Raw genomic sequence first — 16781 nt, forward strand, 5'->3', positions numbered from 1 at the left:
GGTAACCGGATCTACCAACCCCTCAATATCTACAAGCACGGATGGGTCTGTTTCAACAACCGGCTTGCGTCCACCTCCAGGTAAACGTATCTTCTTTTTCCCTTTTGAAGGTTTTTCCTTTGATTCAGCAATACGTCTAATTCCTTCATATATCGTTGTCCGCGAAAGACCAGTAGATCTGGAAACTGAAGTAACTCCTCCTCGTCCCAATGCCTCGGCTTCCACTGCAGCCCACATTCGTCTGCCTTGTTCGTCTAAAACATCTTTGAGTACTTCAAATTTTCTTTGTATCATAAGTTCGGTATCGCTTTGCACTTTTTGATCATAACATATTTAGACACCATTTGTACAAGTTATTTGTGGACAAATCCTAATCTTATGTGAGAGGATATTAAATCCAATACGTGAGAGATAATTAGGGATGGTTGGAACAATATAAAAGTCTGATACTAACAAAGCGTTACAAGTTAAGATAGAAAGAGAGGGAGAGCAATCGATCAATATAAAATCATATCTATTACTTATGAGCCTCTTGCAAATCTCAAATCAAGCAATTATAGTGCCCCCAAAATATCATTTAATATCAGCCACTTACAAAATGAGCTTTTTGCTATATTTTACATAACATGTACTTTTGCAAGAGGCTCTTATTAAAGGAATTCTACCTTGATTGTTTAGGATCACTCTTAATATTGACAGATGTAGATCAGGCGTAAGTCGCGACTCTAAATCTACCATTCCGTAGTCAGCAGGCAGTAAATCCAGACTTATAGGCGCTATAGTCTCTGGTTTATAAACATTTGTAATGATGGCTTTGTCAATGTTATATCCCTTACTATTCTTTACTGCTAAAAAAAGACGTAAAAGTGTTTGTCGTGGTGGCGCTCCTTTTTTATACATATCGAAAAAACGGTCTTCACCCATCAACCATACCGAAGCGTTAGCTTGTGGGTCCATATCTATCACCAACACCCTATGTCCTCTGATAGCCAATTCCCCAGCAATGTTGACGGTATTTGAGGTCTTACCCACGCCGCCCTTAAAGTTTATGAAGCTGATCACTTTCGCTGGCATCTTTTACACTCCTTATCTGTCATCGTTGTCAGGGTGTCATCACCCTGCCGATAGTCTAACCGATGGCGGTACGGAAAATCCAGTGAAGTTTACTTCACATGTGGCAGGGTGGAAGGGTGCTTTTTGGGTGTAGTGCGTCATGTGGTGGCACGAGGAAAATCAACGGTCTACGTCGGCCAGGGGGTGGGTGTTTTTTGGGCGCATTCCTGCATCGGGTGGGTGCAGTTTGCACCCAGTTTTGACACCCTGTGATACCGTATGATACCCTGTGATACTTTGGGGATTGGCTTGTTTGCCTGGAAACTCCTACCATTACTATCATGCCGATATCTTTTAGCTGGGCACCAACTGTGCCACCAATGCCCCTAACATCAGCCGCAGCCCTCCTTTGACAGCAGGTGAAACCTTACGTCGTCAACGGAGAAGCCTATCACGCCGCCATCGATATCAAAATCGGGGTCACGAACACCGGCAGCCAGCAACAACTGCATGGAGGCATCAACCCGGCCACGATTAAACACGATCAGGATTACCTCATCGGTGCTCATCTGTCGCACGATAAACCTCACCCCGCAATCCTTCTTTAAGAACCGCAGCAGGGCCTTCACCTTGTCAGGGACACTGCTCACTAGCTCTATCTTAGCAAGTCAACTTACACAAGGTCAATCGCATTTGACCGTAAGAAAAAAATGGGGAGATTTGCTCCCCCTCCGCCCCCCTCGCAAAAGTGCCATATCACCCGAATCAGGGCGTATTGTTTTTACACAACGGTTAAGTTTAAAATAAAAGACATGAACGGTGCAGCCAAAAGGCTTAAGGTCGGGATAACCGGAGCGGCTGGTGTTGTGGGCACTGCGCTAAGGGAGGGGTTTGCCGGCAGATATGACCTGGTTCTCTATGACATGAGGGATTTGGGCAATGTTGGGACGGTGCGTTCTATGAGGGTCGATCTGACAGACAAGGGGCAGTTGAGTGGGGCATTTGACGGCCTGGATTGTCTGATCCATCTGGCCGGAGACCCTCGTCCTGATGCACCCCCGCATGTCACGTTACGTAATAATATTGAGGCAACGAGTTATGTATTTGAGGAGGCACGGCGTGCGGGTATAAGAAAGATAGTCTTTGCCAGTTCCAACTTTTACCACCAAGGGGCTGTGATGGAGTCATTAAGAGGCGGCAGACGGAGGTTGATCTCCCTGGATGCCCCCCCTTCGCCACTGTGCCTGTATGCGGAATCAAAGGTGTTTGGTGAGATGGTAGGCAGACATCTGGCCTATCTGGGGATGCAGTTCGTGGCACTCCGGATCGGCTGGACTGTAAAGGAAGACAATCCACGCCTCTATGCCGGGCATTACATGGGTGCCATGTTTGTCAGCAGGCGTGACATGACCCAGGCATTTGAAAAGGCTATCGGCATTGACACAACGTTTCTGCCGGCATTTGTCATCAGCAACAACGCCAGTAGCGTCTTTGACCTCTCAGAGACAAGAGAAAAACTGGGATTTGAACCTGTAGATAAGTATGAAAACTACCTGTAAACCGCCCTTGTGGTAGCAATCAACCGTGGTTAGCAGGATTTAAGCCATTTCTGTACCCACATAATATGGCATTGTTGTTATGATTAAGCAATGTGTCCACGTTTGAATGGAGTGCTACCTGTCAGGGACACTGCTCACTTATTGAACCTTTTAAACATACCTCTACTTTTTTTAGAGTGCGCTGCTCTATCTTAGCAAGTCAACTTGCACGAGGTCAACGGGCAGGGCAATTGCAGGGATGATGACCTCATTGACCAAGCGCATCATCTGCCCATAGGACGTAGATGGCTTTGGTGCCACGTTCAAACTTATATCCAACGACCTCGGGAGGGAGATTGTCAATTTGTGTCACCTTGGCATTTTCAAAACAACTCAGCTTTTCAATCAGACTCTTGTATGAGTAGTAGGCCAGTTTCTTGTGGGATAACTGTTTGTTGTCGGGGTTGTGTATCACTCCCGTGTAATCGAAATAGCCCTCAATGCCGCCAAACTTGTGATAATCCACCGTAGTGGCCCAGTAGACCCGCTTAACACCAATGCCTATGGCCGTTACAAATCGCTTGATCAGCTCCTGGGCCTGCCTCCGCTCGGAGTGAAAGCCGGCTGAGAGGCGTGGGTCGTGCGAATCACTCGGATAGCCTGTCTCTCCGATAAAGACTGGCACATTGATATAGCCATAACGCATCAACAGTTCCGTTGTGTCTTTGTAGTTTTTCCGTATCTGCTCGTATTCGTTGGCACGGAGGTCGTCCATGGCGCCATAGGGATGCCACATGCCGAAGAAGTCAAAGGCCTTCCTCACCTTCATCCGCTTCAGGGTCTCAAGGACTTGCTCGTAGAACTGCAGATCGTTTTTAAACATCCCGCTTGTGGTAAGTCGGCACTTGGGACACTGTCCCTTGAGTGTCTTGTATGTGATCTCCAGTGCCCGGGCATATGTCTCCGGTTGCCAGGAGGCATCTGCCTCGGTGTCCAGGCTGTAGTCCTTTATCTTTGGATACTTGCGCATAACTGCCTTGAGGAACTCCACATATTGTTGTACGTCCTCTTGGGCGAACTCCCCGCGCTTGTTAAATACCCCCGGGGCAACCATGGCCGTACTGGGGTCTATGGTGAGCATGACGTTTAATCCCTTTGATATGGCGTCGTCGTAGAGGGGTTTCATCCTGTCCAGGTATCGTGCTCCGCCTCCGGCGCCATCACTGCCATACTTATAGAGTACAAAGTGTAGACCGTTTGGCCCTATAAACCGAATCTGCTTAAAGGGCAGCTTGGTCGCCAGATTCCCTGCATACCTCTCCCCCACTGCCTTGCCAGGGCTGTCAAAATCCCCTGCCAACATCCCAAAGGGACTATACCGTGCAGTGGCAGTACACCTCTGCCCGCCACCAGGTTCAACAAACACGGGCACCGCAGATAGCTCTACCGATATGGCGCCATCCGTTACCTGCATGTATCCTCCTCCCTTTGTCGAAGGCACCAGGGGGGGAGACTCTACCCTGGTTGTCTTAAAGTCGGCACTGGTGTTTGTCATCGCTATGCCGGAGTCGTATTGTGCGACGCCTTCCGTGACCTGTGCGTAACTTGCGTTGAGCCTTAGGTTGACGGTAACCGTTGCCCGTGGCGACTTGCTATAGACCGGTTGTGGTGGCGTGGGTGGCGGAGGCATCACGGCTGCCGGTGGTGGCGATGGTGCGGTTATTACGGGCGTGGCCTGTATCGACTCAAGACTTGCAAACAGACCGTCTACCAGCACGGATGCCTGCTCGGGTTGCAGCAACGCATGGGATTGCAGCATCATCGATGTCTCAAATGTGTATATCCTGCCGGCATCAATGCCCTGTGCCATGAGGAGTCTCGCCCACTGGTTCAGACAATAGAGGCGATGTCTGAGGTTAGCGGCATTGGTGGGAGTTGTCTTTAACTGCCGACGTGTATTGTTGATCTCATCGAGGATGCGCTTATTTTCGGCGGGGTCTTCCTTGTGTGTTGCAACGAAGCGTTCAAGGTCGGCATATGCAGCCGTGACCTCTGCCATAGCCTGCTGTGGATTGGCAGTAGTGGCCCTGTCAATGTCCAAGGCTCGTTGCCAGGGGTATACCGTGTTGACATCCAGGCCCTGTTCAAAGAGTATCCGCGCCCAACGATTGAGCAGAAACACTCGCCTCTGAAGGTCATCAGTGGCAGTAGGTCTCTGTCGTACCTCCTGACGAACACCGTTAATAAGCATCATCAGGTCTTTGTCCTCTGCGGTTGAATCCTTACAGCGTATGACGGTCAGCATCAGCAACAGGCACAGCAGGCAGGTCAGTGTTGCCTTCATTCAACGTTCCTTCGGCCTGGGATGCGACAAGGCCTTCTGCATTGTCTTTCGGATGATCGCCCTGAGTTCATCGTCTTTTATGATGGCGGTGGTGGTATCTATGAAGTGTTTGTCTTCATCGTTGAGTGGGACAAATGTTACGCTGTCTGTGGTGTTGCCTTTGACTGTAGTATTGACAACTCCCACGCGCAGCTTTATCGCCCTGATCCTGTAGTCGTAGAGCTTTTCGAGGATGTGTCCCTGATAGCAGTGCAACTCCTGCAGCCACACGTGTGAGTCTACGTTGATATGCAGGGTGCTGTTTTTGAGGAAGTCCGGATGGGTGTGCAGTGACATCGGCGGTGGAAACAGCCTTTGCCAGTTGTCCTGTATCCTTTGCAGGTGCATAGCCTCCCCCAGTCCAAGGTCGTTTATTATCGATTCAAAAAAGGAAGAGGCCTTTTCCACGGTACTTACACCCTGATAACGGATTCCTCTAAATGGCCTTTTTGATCAACCCTGAGCGCAGGCATCTTGTACAGATGCTTACCTTCCTGGGGCCCTTGTCGGTATGTGCCCGTATTGTTTGCAGATTGGGATGAAACCACCTGCGCGTTTTATTGTTGGCATGACTAACATTATTACCCGTCGTCTTCTTTTTGCCACAAACATAACAGACTGCCACTGTGTCAACCTCCTTTGTATATAAATTATATCCTCTATAATAACATTTCAAGCAAATTGTTACAAGTGGGGTAGAACATTGCCATGATGTCTTACCTCCTTTACATATGTGTGGCATATGCAATAAAATAATAGTAACTTTTATCACAATTAAGGAGGAGCTTTATGCCCAACATAGGAATGGACCTCAACAGATTCATATTAGAGGAGGAACGCAAATATCCCAACGCCACGGGGTCGCTGTCAATTGCCCTGATGTCCATAGAGACGGCTACAAAGATCATTGCCGCACACACCAGAATGGCCGGCCTTGCGGACATCTTCGGTAAGGCCGACAAGATAAACGTCCAGGGGGAGGAGGTGCAGCGGCTGGATGAGTTTTCCAATGCCGTCCTTGTGCGCGTGCTCTCCGACAGCGGTCAGTTCTACGCCATAGCATCCGAGGAGATGGATGACCCCATATATCCCGAAAAAGGTGCCGATGGCAAGTACATAATTGCCTTTGATCCACTGGATGGCTCAACCAACATAGAGGTTGGTATCAACGTTGGCACCATTTTTTCGGTCTACAAGCGGATCACTGGCACCATGCATGACTTCATCCAGGGTGGATGCAGACAGGTGGCCGCCGGCTATGTGATGTATGGCTCTTCGTGTATATTTGTCTACACCACCGGCTCGGAAGTAAACGGCTTTACCCTGGACCCATCAAACGGCCTGTTCGTATTGTCGCACCCCAACCTGAAGATACCGCAAAAGGGCAAGACATATTCCGTAAACGAGTCCAACAGCCGCGGATGGCCACAAAAGACTCGCGACTACTTTGACTCCCTCAAGGACGAGGGCTACACGGCAAGGTTTATCGGTACAATGGTTGGAGATGTTCACAGGACGTTGCTCAAGGGGGGGGTTTTTGCCTATCCGGCTGACGCCAAGAGCAAGAGCGGAAAGCTCCGCCTCCTGTACGAGGTCTTTCCCATGTCGATGATCGTCAGGATGGCTGGCGGAATGGCAACGGATGGCAACGGCACCATCTGCGACGTAAAACCCACGGAGATACATCAACGTACCCCCGTCTTTCTGGGCAGTCAGTACGAAATCGAAAAATTCCTCAACATGTAGCAAGCTTTAACGCAGAGACTCAAGCATGGCAGACGCCACCCTGTCTGCCGTGTTGATCTGCGTGTGCCGTATTACTTGGCCGTCACAATCTGGCTAAAGATGGGTAGAGTCGTATCCGTGGCATAGGCAGTGATGCTAACCGTGCGATTACCATTGGGTGTTAGAAAGACCTCTCCCTCTGTCGTGTGTGCCGTAACAAACAGTGCATCTCCGGTGACTGGGCTTGTGTCGCCTTTGTTGGTATGATGGTTGACAAAGTTATTGAGCATGTCTGCCAAACCGGTTGGGTATGACGTGTACGTGCCGGCGCTGGTCTGATTGTAAACCCCCTGACAGGTCTTACCGGTTGCTGTTGCATTAGAGGCCTCAAAGCACCCCTGATTTCCTGAACGGCTGATCAGTATTATGTATGGGTCCCCTGCTATGTAGGAATCCAGGTACCCCTGAAGGTCAGCCACGGCACCACGTGCACCAGCCTCAAGCGCCCTCAGCTTGGACTTCTCACGTTGACCCAAAAACGCAGGTACTGCAATGGAAGTCAGTATCCCGATAATCGCTATCACTATCAGAAGCTCAACAAGCGTAAATCCTCTCTCATCCCTACTCTCTGTCCATGATATCCGTCTAAGCATAACACATACCTCTTGTTTGTTTTTCTATGTTTTTATAATTTACGGTTTAAAACCGTCCTTTGTCTTTCCTCGCAAATGCAAACAACAATCAATAATCATACCACATTAATGCTACACGTTGAAAAATAATTTGACTGAATAATCACATCCACGAAGCCTTAAAGCTCAGCCATCCCCTACCACTGCTGATTACAGTTATGCCTTAAATTGTCACCACGGTGACAAAACGCGTCACAGTGCCATCAACAGGTACAAATGTTTTATACTATACATACTATGAAGAAGAGGCTTGACATCGTCCTTGTGCAACGAGGACTTGTGCAAACCAGAGAGCGAGCCAGGGCACTGATAATGGAGAACAAGGTCATGGTCAACGACGTTCCCTGCACCAAACCTGGCACTGCCGTTGATGCTGATGCCGCCACCATAACGCTCAGGGATTGCGACATGCCGTACGTAAGCAGGGGTGGGGTGAAGCTGGACTTTGCGCTGGAGCACTTTGGTGTCGATGTCGGTGGCATGACGGCACTTGATGTTGGCGCCTCAACCGGGGGGTTTACGGACTGTCTGCTTGCTCGTGGTGCCGTGCGGGTCTACGCCGTGGACGTCGGATACGGTCAATTGGCGTGGCGGCTGCAAAACGACAACAGGGTCATAACTATCGACAGGACAAACATCCGCTATATGGACAGAGAGGTCATCCCTGAGGGTATCGACATTGCTGTTGTTGACGTTTCTTTTATATCGCTGAGGATAGTGATACCAGCCGTGTTAAAATTCCTCGGTTCGGGTGGCAGGTTGATCTGTCTTATAAAGCCGCAGTTTGAGGTCGGCAGGGGGGCAGTGGGCAAGGGCGGCATTGTCAGGGACGAGGAGAAACGACTACTGGTAGTCAGAGACCTTGAGACCTTTATGCTGCAAACGGGGTTAGACCTCAGGGGAGTCTGTCAGAGTCCCATACACGGACAAAAAGGTAACACGGAATATCTGCTCTATGCACGGATACCCTGATTTATACCATGTCTTATTATTTTGACCTATTATCTAAAAAAAGGGTACAATAGATAGAAAAGGATTGGGACGAAAACCGCCAATGACAAAACTTTAGTAAAGATACGGATGAGCAGGAGATAAATGCAAAAGAAAAGAGAGGTTGCTATGGCAAAAGAATCAGGCTCGGTTAAGGAAAACAAGGATAAGGACGGCAAGGATAAGAACGGCAAGGAAAAGGATAAGGAGAAGGCCCTTGAGATGGCCATTGCGCAGATAGAGAAGAGCTACGGCAAAGGCTCTATCATGAAGCTGGGCGAGCAGGCCGTTGCCGAGGTCATCAAGGTAATTCCCACGGGGTCGTTGACGCTGGATTTGGCAACCGGAGTGGGAGGACTGCCCCGTGGCAGGATCACCGAAATCTATGGTCCGGAGTCCTCGGGCAAGACCACCCTGGCCCTGAGTACCATAGCCGAGGCCCAGAAGACTGGTGGCATTGCAGCGTTTATCGATGCCGAACACGCCCTTGACGTCGCCTACGCGACCCGCATCGGGGTCAGGGTGCCGGACCTCCTGATATCGCAGCCTGACAGTGGCGAGCAGGCCCTTGAGGTGGCCGAGTCGTTGGTCAGAAGTGGCGCCCTGGACATCATTGTCATTGATTCGGTTGCTGCGCTCGTGCCAAAGGCCGAAATCGAAGGTGAAATGGGAGACCAACTGCCGGGGTTGCAGGCACGCCTTATGAGTCAGGCATTGAGAAAGCTCACGGCGGCCATCTCAAAGTCCAGCACATCGGTTGTCTTTATCAACCAGATACGCCATAAGATCGGCGTCTCATACGGCAACCCGGAGACCACCACCGGGGGCAATGCCCTGAAATTCTATGCCTCCATGAGACTGGATATCAGAAAGATCGAAAACCTCAAGTCAAACCAGGAGGTCATCGGTGGACATGTCAAGGTCAAGGTAGTCAAGAACAAGGTTGCTCCGCCATTTAAGCAGGCCGAGTTTGACATATACTACAACGAGGGAATCTCAAAGACAGGCGAACTCATTGACATCGGAGTTGAAATGGGCATCGTTGAGCGTGCGGGAACATGGTACAGTTTCCAGGGTTCCAAGCTCGGGCAGGGACGAGACAACGCCAGGAAATTCCTCATCGAAAACCCCGATGTCATGGACGATATAGAAGCAAAGATCATGGCAAGTGGAAACATCCCCCAGATAACCACACCTACCACCAACAACTCCTCTGCCCCTACGGATGAGTGAACTCAACACATGGGTAGGTACGTAAATGTATAGGATACTGAAAAAAGAGGTCTACTCCGCAAACACATACATGTGGGAGATGGACGCCCCGGACATTGCGGCGGCGGCGAGGGCGGGGCAGTTTGTGATCGTCTGTCACAACGAGACGGCGGAGCGCATCCCGCTGACGATTGCCGACTTCGACGTCGAAGCCGGGACGATCACCCTTGTCATCCAGGCGGTGGGCAAGAGCACCATCGAAATGATGACCTACAACGAGGGTGATTACATCCGTGACCTTGTCGGGCCGCTGGGGGAGGCGTCGCACATCGAGCCGCTGGAGACGGTGGTGCTGGTGGGTGGAGGGTTGGGGGTTGCCCCGGTGTACCCGATCCTGCGTGAGTTCAAGCTCAAGGGCAGCCACACCATTTCGATCCTCGGCTTCAGGACGAAGGAGATCATGTTCTGGCAGGAGCGATTTGCAAGATACTCCGACGAGCTGATCATCTCCACCGATGACGGCTCCTACGGCGAAAAGGGGCTTGTGACGGTTCCGCTGCAACGCCTCATAACCGAGCGCAGGATCGATCACGTCGTGGCCATTGGCCCGCTGATCATGATGAGGGCCTGTGCCGAGGTCACAAGACCATACGACATCCCGACGGTCGTATCGTTGAACCCGATCATGGTTGACGGGACGGGGATGTGCGGGAGTTGTCGCGTCACGGTCGGCGACGAAGTGAGGTTCTCCTGCATCGACGGCCCAGACATGGACGGCCATCTGGTCAACTTCGATGAACTCATGAATCGCCAAAAACGCTTCGATAAGTACGAAAAAGTAGCGCTGAAGAAATATGGCAGGTAAAACCACACAAAGAAAGAAAGGGGCGACTCCGCTTCTTTTTCGCTCCAGGTCGCACCTGGCCCCTTCAGAACCCCCTGCAAGGGGGCCAGCCCCCTTGACCCCACATAAAGTGCTGCGTTTTTGTATTTAATCAAATCGAAACCCTCATGAATAGGGAGCATATTCACCCCCGCACATGAAAATGTATTTTCACGGTAAATCTGCTATATTGCAGGCAGGACATGTTGATGAGGCAAGATTCGGTAAGCTATAGTCCTGATAGGAGGTTTAATGTTTAATGCATAGATTAAATGATTATTTAGATATTCTTATTCCCAATGAGCTACGGTTCTTATTCTCAAGCATTATAATATCAATTTTGCTATTAAACGTATTGATTCTCTGGATCAGAATCCGTAATAAGAAAAAGATAACTGCCCTGTCAAAAGAGCGTGACAGATTTTCACAGGAGGCACAGGTCAAGGACGAGAGACTGGCCGAAGTAGAAGTTAGTTTTATACGTTCTACTGTAAATTTACAAGAAGCATACCACCCCATAGACAACCCCTACCGTCCAGGACCTCCACTGCTCACTGGCCATCCATCGTTTGTTGGCAGAGAGGAGCAGTTTAAAGAGGTCATCGCTGGAACTACCAAAATAGCCGGCCACTGTTTCATTGTCACGGGGGAACGCAGGGTCGGAAAGACCTCCTTTGTCTATGCCCTGAAAGAGAAACTCGACGACGGTATAAGACATGCCTTTGTGGATATTCAAGGCCTGACGGGACGGTCTACCGCCAGCCTATTCCATGAACTTTCAACCTCATTGTGCGATGCTGCCGGAATTGAACTCAATTTGGCATTAGGTGATTTTAAGGAAAACCCCTTTGACGCATTTGCCGATGTCTTGAAAGGGCTGGAAAGAGCACCGGGCGACACCCGAATCCTGCTGATCCTGGACGAGTTCGAGTTACTGCAAGACCAGGTCGATAAAAAAATATGGCCGGAGGAGGTCCTCCACGTGATCAGAGGGATAATCCAGCACAGGAAACGCATCATCGTGATGTTCTGCGGCACCTACAGACTGCACCGTCTAAAGAGTGACCAGTGGGGTATTCTGTTTGGCATTGCCCACACAATAAAGATGGACGCACTCACAAAGACGGACGCCGAGCAGTTGATCCGCCTCTGCAACATAGACATCAGCACCGGCGCCATTGAAAGAATCCTCGCATTTACCGGCAGTCACCCCTATTACCTTCAGATCGTATGCTCGACGATGATCAATCACCTCAACAACGTAAAGCGCCTCAACGTCATTGACGCCGACTTGACCGTCATCTTCAGGAAGTGCATGGAGGGCGACCTGGAAAATGCCCTGGATTACATCTGGAGTGGCGTCTTGGGCGAAAACGCAACCGGGCGTCTGCTTCTGTCGCTCATCGCGAGCCTGCATCCGGAGCCGGGGCAGTGGATCGGTATGGACGACATCAAGGAAGGCTGCAATAAGTTCTGCGACGCAAAAACCCTCCATGCCACGTTGGAGGAGCTTGTCGGTCGGCAGTTGGTCGTCATGCGTGCGAGCGCGGAGAAGTTTGATTACCGGTGCAAAACGGGAATGCTTCATCAGTGGCTCAGGGAACGCAGGCCCTTTAAAAATGTCCTCGATATAGAGTACAATAAAGGTAAGACTTAGTTATAGAAGGGTAGGATATGAATCAGTTTTTAGACACTACGACATATATAAAGTATGCAGATAAATTCTTCGGGCGTGAACGGGAGCTCAAAGATATTACCGAGCTTTTGAAAAAGAAAGTTCCTTGCTCGGTAGTCGGTCCAAGTCGTATGGGGAGGTCATCACTGTTATATCACGTAAAGCTGACAGGCCTTGGGTTAAACAATTACAAGCCCGTGTATATAGACTGTATGGATGTACACAAAAATCCCAAAGTGTTTTTGCTGGAAATCTTAAATGGAGTAAGCGGCGAATGGTCTGAATCGGATGATATCGAGACGTTTTTCTACAAACTCAACAGGTACCTGAAAGATGAAACAAACAAGACCCCGTTGTTACTGCTTGATGAGATTGAAGTTATAGCAATACCGAAATTTGGGGATGTCTTTAACTGGCTGCGTGCCAAGACCTCTGCCGGGGTGCTTAATATCGTCACGGCCTCCAAGAGCGAACTGCGTGAGGTCTTTGGCAAGAAAGACGATGTGGGGTCGGCGTTTCACAACATATTCGTGTCAATCCCCCTGGGAGTGATGCAGGAGGCTGAGGTCAGGGCAATGCTCAAAACGCTGGGGTCACCTGAATTTGAGGCAAAATGCGGTACACGCATAATACAAGAGGTCGGTACGCATCCGTTTCACGTCCAGCAGTTGGCGGCCCTTTGCTACGACAAATGGCAAGCGAAGGAATCCTTTGACGATAACACTTGGCAACAGATACTTGCGGACTTTAACCGTAATTCAGAAATACATGGCAACGGCATGTTGGAATCAAAACCGAATATTACAGACAATGGCAGACGCATATTAGAGTACCTTAGCAAGTATGGTGAGGCAAAGAAACCACGTATCGCCGTAACACTCAGGTTGGTTCCTTCAGAGATGCAAGAAGCAATTATGAAACTCCAAAGTGATAACCTCGTTGAATTAAGGAGTACTGAAAGAGATTGGGTGCAGAGATTTGGGATTACGGAGAAAGGGAGAAAAATTACGGAAGACCTTATGAATACAGTATGTCAGAGTTAGGATTTCAAATTGCATTGACAGTGATTCTATCTCTGACTGTTTCATCAATAGACTTGTCTCGTGACTATGGAGAAGATACTTTAACAAAAGCATGGGGGTGGGTGCTTGTTTATCTTTTACTAAATATCTTTGCCAGTGTTTTTGTCTTTATCATTTTACATAATATCGATATTCTTAGTATTAACAAAGCACTATTACCTTTTAGTGAATGGGTTAAGTCTGTGTTTTGCGGAATGTTTTTGTTGACTATCATGAAATCAAGAGTATTTATGGTGAATGTCGGCCAAAAGGGCGATGTCATTAATCCTGAATATCGATTCCAACAAATAATAAATGTTATCAAAATTCAAATTGCCAAAAAAGGATTAGAGGATAATCTTAAAAATATGCAAGGATTATTAATGAACCTGAGCATAGAGGAACTTACGAATGGCGCCACTTTGATAACAAATATTGATGAACTATGGTTGTATTCCGAAGAAAAAAATAAATCTGCAACAAACAAACTGGATGAAATCAACAGACTAAAGAATGATTCGAAAAAGAAACTCGCTCTGTGTAATTTTATATTCAGATTTGGAGGCAATCTTGATTTTGAAAGATTATTTTCTGTAAAGTCTATATTATCACATAAAAAATGGGAAGACCTGATGGCTTTCTTAGAACATAAAAAAGATAGAATTTCAGATGATGAAACGTCTTATATAAACAAGCTTCGGAAAGATCAGATAAATAGTCCGGAATTAAATACTGACAGTAAATACGATATCATAGAACTTATTTGTAAATATTATACTCATTCGGAAATATTTGAGTTTCTTAACAGATGAATTATTATAATGTATTAGGATATTGAAGACATATGGCAGATAAACACCCAAGACACATCAACACGATCAAACCAACCAGGACGCCCCCTGAGCACCAGGAGGCCCACGTCCGGGCCAAGAATTTTAATGAGGTTACCATCGGCTACAACGAGGAACTGGCACTGCAGGAGGCCGACCGCTGCATGCAGTGCACAAAGCCGGCCTGTTCCAGGGGATGCCCCGTGGGGATCGACATTCGCGGGTTTATAGACCTGGTATCGAGGCGGGATTACCGTGGAGCCTACAGCCTGATCACGGAGGCCAATCTGTTTCCGGCAATATGTGGACGCGTCTGCCCGCAGGAGCTCCAGTGTGAGGCCAACTGCGTGGTGGGCAAGAAGCTCCAGCCGGTCGCAATCGGACTACTGGAAAAATTTGTCGGCGACACCGCCCAGGCAAACGGTTGGAAGAACTATCACGAAATAACCACCAACGGCAAAAAGGCTGCAATCGTCGGCTCCGGACCGGCAGGATTGGCCTGTGCCTCAGACCTGGCAAAGGCCGGCGTCAAGGTGGTGGTGTTTGAGGCGCTGCACCTTCCTGGTGGTGTGCTCATGTACGGCATCCCGGAGTTCAGGTTGCCAAAGAGCGTTGTTCTCAGGGAGATCGACAACCTCAAGGACCTCGGTGTCACCATCAAGACCAACAAGGTCATCGGCAAGCTGCACACGATCACCGAGCTGCTGGACAAGCACGCCTACGATGCAGTCTTTGTCGCAAGCGGGGCCGGTTATCCCATGGGACTCGGTGTGAAAGGTGAACTGCTAAACGGCGTGATGTCGGCCAACGAGTTTCTGACGCGTGTCAATCTCATGCACGGATACGATTTCCCACACCACGACACCCCGGTGGGCATCGGACGCAACATAGCCGTCATCGGCTGCGGCAACACCGCAATGGATGCCGCACGCGTTGCCATCAGGCTCAACACCAAAAACGTCTACATCGTTTACAGGAGATCGATGAAGGACAGTCCCGCCCGCAGGGAAGAGCTGAAACATGCAGTCGAAGAGGGTGTGCAGTTTTACTGGGAAACACATCCTGTGGAGATACTTGCATCAGCCGACGGTTGGCTCACCGGCATGAAGTGTATCAGCGGAGGTGAGGACTTCATCCTGGACGTTGATACGGTCATCTACGCCCTGGGCACGATGGCCAACCCCATAATAGCACGCTCAACCCCAACCCTCAGGACGGATGCAAAAGGCTACATAGTGGTTGACCACCAGACGCAAATGACCTCCATCCCCGGAGTCTTTGCCGGAGGCGATATCTCCAAGGCCCCCGGTTCCTTTACCACGGTCATCCACGCCATGCAGACGGGACGACGTGCTGCACAGGGAATATTAAACTATATCGCACAAAAAACTGACAAGTAAATTTAAGGAGGCAACTATGCAACTAAAGGGTAAGGTGTGGAAGTTTGGCAGGGACATCGATACGGATGCTATCATACCGGCGAGGTATCTCAACACGGCAGACCCGGTTGAGCTGGCAAGGCATGTCATGGAGGATGCCGATAAGGATTTCCCTACGAAGGTCAGAGCTGGCGATGTGATCGTGGCCGGGGCTAACTTTGGATGTGGTTCGTCGAGGGAACATGCGCCCATAGCCTTAAAGGCATCGGGCCTGAGTGCGATAGTTGCTGGGAGCTTTGCGCGGATATTTTACCGCAATGCCTTTAATATCGGGTTGCCGATATTTGAATCCCCCGATGCCGTCAGTCAGATAAAAGAAGGCGACGTTATCGAAATCGACACCGTCACCGGGGTCATCTCAAACATGACCACGGGTGCCCGGTATCAAGCCAAGCCGATCCCGCCCTTCATGGAGGAGCTTATCAACGCCGGTGGCCTGATCCAGTGGACGCGTAGCCAGTTGGGTCTTGCATAGGGTAGCACTCCAGTCCGGTGTGGTCTAATCGCTTAAGCACAGTAACAATGTCATATACTGATCGGATTCGAGTTTTTTCGGGTATTAAAATTGCTCGCATACAAGAAAGAAAGGGGCGGCTCCGCCCCCCTTCAGAACCCCCTGCAAGGGGACCAGTCCCCTTGACCCCATTATTTCACATTCAATTCGAAACACGCTATACAAGAGAAGTACCCTCATGACATACCTTTTAGAGGTGGGGGAGGGCATCTATTCCCCCGCCCCCGAATTTACAGGTCACAGGTGTGCTTATTCGTTAAACCAATCGTAAGGCAGGCCCTGGGTTGCATAACCAGAGTTTCCCGATCCACCAAAAACGTAGACATCCCCGGAAGACGTGTCCTGCCAAAGTGTATCTATGGGTATATTAGAACCGTCTTGTCGTGTTTTTGCTTGGCCGTGGAAGTTTCCAGTACCTATCATCTTCCAGTTGCGTGGGACATTCCTTGCCATATAGCTACCCGATAATATCTCACCGTTACTGCCCATATTCCAGGTGTAGAAGTCGCCAAGTAACTGTCCATAATTAACTTGAACAATTAGGTGCTATAGTATAATTCCATTCACCATGAAATGAAGCCTTAGTTAAATTAACTTTGTCAAATTCTTCATCAGACACCTTAATTCCCTTTGAGTAAGCAGTTGTATCCAGTTCTGCCTTGATCTTTAAACCCTTATTTGTTGTGGTGCTACCTATTAGATTTACGATTATCTCATGGCTTGTCAAAGGCTTACCACGCCAGTTCATGCTTATATGGCAGAACATTCTATGTTCTATTTTATTCC

General features: G+C 49.2%; 18 protein-coding genes and 1 pseudogene. 10 read left to right on the forward strand and 9 right to left on the reverse strand.

Translation table 11 applies throughout. The annotated features are described in order from the left end of the window. The 4 genes and pseudogenes from Mcas_RS15330 to Mcas_RS15340 all read right to left on the reverse strand — a co-directional run. Positions 1–294: pseudogene (locus tag Mcas_RS15330) on the reverse strand (ISAzo13 family transposase); the annotation flags it as partial. Positions 295–333: 39 nt separating this feature from the next. Further along, positions 334–540 (reverse strand): ParA family protein, encoded by a 207-nt coding sequence (locus Mcas_RS19360; RefSeq protein ID WP_081853925.1) that lies wholly within the window; start codon positions 538–540, stop codon positions 334–336. Positions 541–591: 51 nt separating this feature from the next. Further along, positions 592–1074: a ParA family protein gene (locus Mcas_RS15335; protein ID WP_040336435.1), complete on the reverse strand. Its 483-nt coding sequence runs from the start codon at positions 1072–1074 to the stop codon at positions 592–594. A 371-nt stretch (positions 1075–1445) separates the two neighbouring features. Beyond that, positions 1446–1703 (reverse strand): hypothetical protein, encoded by a 258-nt coding sequence (locus tag Mcas_RS15340; protein ID WP_040336436.1) that lies wholly within the window; start codon positions 1701–1703, stop codon positions 1446–1448. 162 nt (positions 1704–1865) lie between these two features. On the opposite strand from Mcas_RS15340, the gene Mcas_RS17210 reads away from it, so the two are divergent. After that, positions 1866–2612 (forward strand): NAD-dependent epimerase/dehydratase family protein, encoded by a 747-nt coding sequence (locus Mcas_RS17210; protein WP_052567562.1) that lies wholly within the window; start codon positions 1866–1868, stop codon positions 2610–2612. Positions 2613–2859: 247 nt separating this feature from the next. Here Mcas_RS17210 and Mcas_RS15350 read toward each other — a convergent pair whose 3' ends face one another. Genes Mcas_RS15350 through rpmB form a run of 3 tightly spaced genes read right to left on the reverse strand, consistent with a single transcriptional unit; the run spans position 2860 to position 5599 of the window. Continuing rightward, positions 2860–4935, reverse strand: coding sequence for a hypothetical protein (locus Mcas_RS15350; protein ID WP_040336437.1), 2076 nt, complete (start codon positions 4933–4935; stop codon positions 2860–2862). Then, positions 4936–5382, reverse strand: coding sequence for a DciA family protein (locus Mcas_RS15355; RefSeq protein WP_040336438.1), 447 nt, complete (start codon positions 5380–5382; stop codon positions 4936–4938). Positions 5383–5410: 28 nt separating this feature from the next. Beyond that, a complete protein-coding gene (gene rpmB / locus Mcas_RS19040) occupies positions 5411–5599 on the reverse strand; it encodes a 50S ribosomal protein L28 (RefSeq protein ID WP_040336439.1) in 189 nt (62 codons plus the stop codon). Between the two features lie 164 nt (positions 5600–5763). On the opposite strand from rpmB, the gene fbp reads away from it, so the two are divergent. Next, positions 5764–6720 carry a class 1 fructose-bisphosphatase gene (fbp, locus tag Mcas_RS15365; protein WP_040336440.1) on the forward strand — a complete coding sequence of 319 codons (957 nt, stop codon included), beginning with the start codon at positions 5764–5766 and terminating at the stop codon, positions 6718–6720. 71 nt (positions 6721–6791) lie between these two features. On the opposite strand, the gene Mcas_RS17215 is transcribed toward fbp, so the two are convergent. Beyond that, positions 6792–7352 carry a type IV pilin protein gene (locus Mcas_RS17215; protein ID WP_052567563.1) on the reverse strand — a complete coding sequence of 187 codons (561 nt, stop codon included), beginning with the start codon at positions 7350–7352 and terminating at the stop codon, positions 6792–6794. 276 nt (positions 7353–7628) lie between these two features. On the opposite strand from Mcas_RS17215, the gene Mcas_RS15375 reads away from it, so the two are divergent. From Mcas_RS15375 to Mcas_RS15410, 8 genes are all read left to right on the forward strand, one after another. After that, positions 7629–8363: a TlyA family RNA methyltransferase gene (locus Mcas_RS15375; protein ID WP_081853929.1), complete on the forward strand. Its 735-nt coding sequence runs from the start codon at positions 7629–7631 to the stop codon at positions 8361–8363. A 240-nt stretch (positions 8364–8603) separates the two neighbouring features. Further along, a complete protein-coding gene (recA, locus tag Mcas_RS15380) occupies positions 8604–9614 on the forward strand; it encodes a recombinase RecA (RefSeq protein ID WP_052567565.1) in 1011 nt (336 codons plus the stop codon). Between the two features lie 25 nt (positions 9615–9639). After that, positions 9640–10458, forward strand: a complete 819-nt coding sequence (locus tag Mcas_RS15385) for a sulfide/dihydroorotate dehydrogenase-like FAD/NAD-binding protein (RefSeq protein ID WP_040336442.1) — start codon at positions 9640–9642, stop codon at positions 10456–10458. A gap of 358 nt (positions 10459–10816) precedes the next feature. Next, positions 10817–12133: an AAA family ATPase gene (locus Mcas_RS15390; protein ID WP_156033420.1), complete on the forward strand. Its 1317-nt coding sequence runs from the start codon at positions 10817–10819 to the stop codon at positions 12131–12133. A 17-nt stretch (positions 12134–12150) separates the two neighbouring features. After that, positions 12151–13194, forward strand: coding sequence for an nSTAND1 domain-containing NTPase (locus tag Mcas_RS15395; RefSeq protein ID WP_040336444.1), 1044 nt, complete (start codon positions 12151–12153; stop codon positions 13192–13194). Beyond that, positions 13116–14024, forward strand: coding sequence for a hypothetical protein (locus Mcas_RS15400; RefSeq protein ID WP_156033422.1), 909 nt, complete (start codon positions 13116–13118; stop codon positions 14022–14024). Before Mcas_RS15395 ends, Mcas_RS15400 begins: the two co-directional genes overlap by 79 nt. Positions 14025–14056: 32 nt before the next feature. Continuing rightward, positions 14057–15442: an NADPH-dependent glutamate synthase gene (gene gltA, locus Mcas_RS15405; RefSeq protein WP_040336446.1), complete on the forward strand. Its 1386-nt coding sequence runs from the start codon at positions 14057–14059 to the stop codon at positions 15440–15442. Between the two features lie 16 nt (positions 15443–15458). Further along, complete coding sequence (locus Mcas_RS15410; protein ID WP_040336447.1) at positions 15459–15956, forward strand: 3-isopropylmalate dehydratase small subunit; 498 nt, start codon at positions 15459–15461, stop codon at positions 15954–15956. A gap of 565 nt (positions 15957–16521) precedes the next feature. Here the strand turns inward: Mcas_RS15410 and Mcas_RS15415 are convergent. Next, positions 16522–16781 (reverse strand): ISAzo13-like element transposase-related protein (locus tag Mcas_RS15415; RefSeq protein WP_040336451.1); only part of this gene is annotated, 260 nt, incomplete at its 5' end.

It is taken from the genome of Candidatus Magnetobacterium casense (assembly GCF_000714715.1).
GTDB classification, from domain to species: Bacteria; Nitrospirota; Thermodesulfovibrionia; order Thermodesulfovibrionales; family Magnetobacteriaceae; genus Magnetobacterium; species Magnetobacterium casense.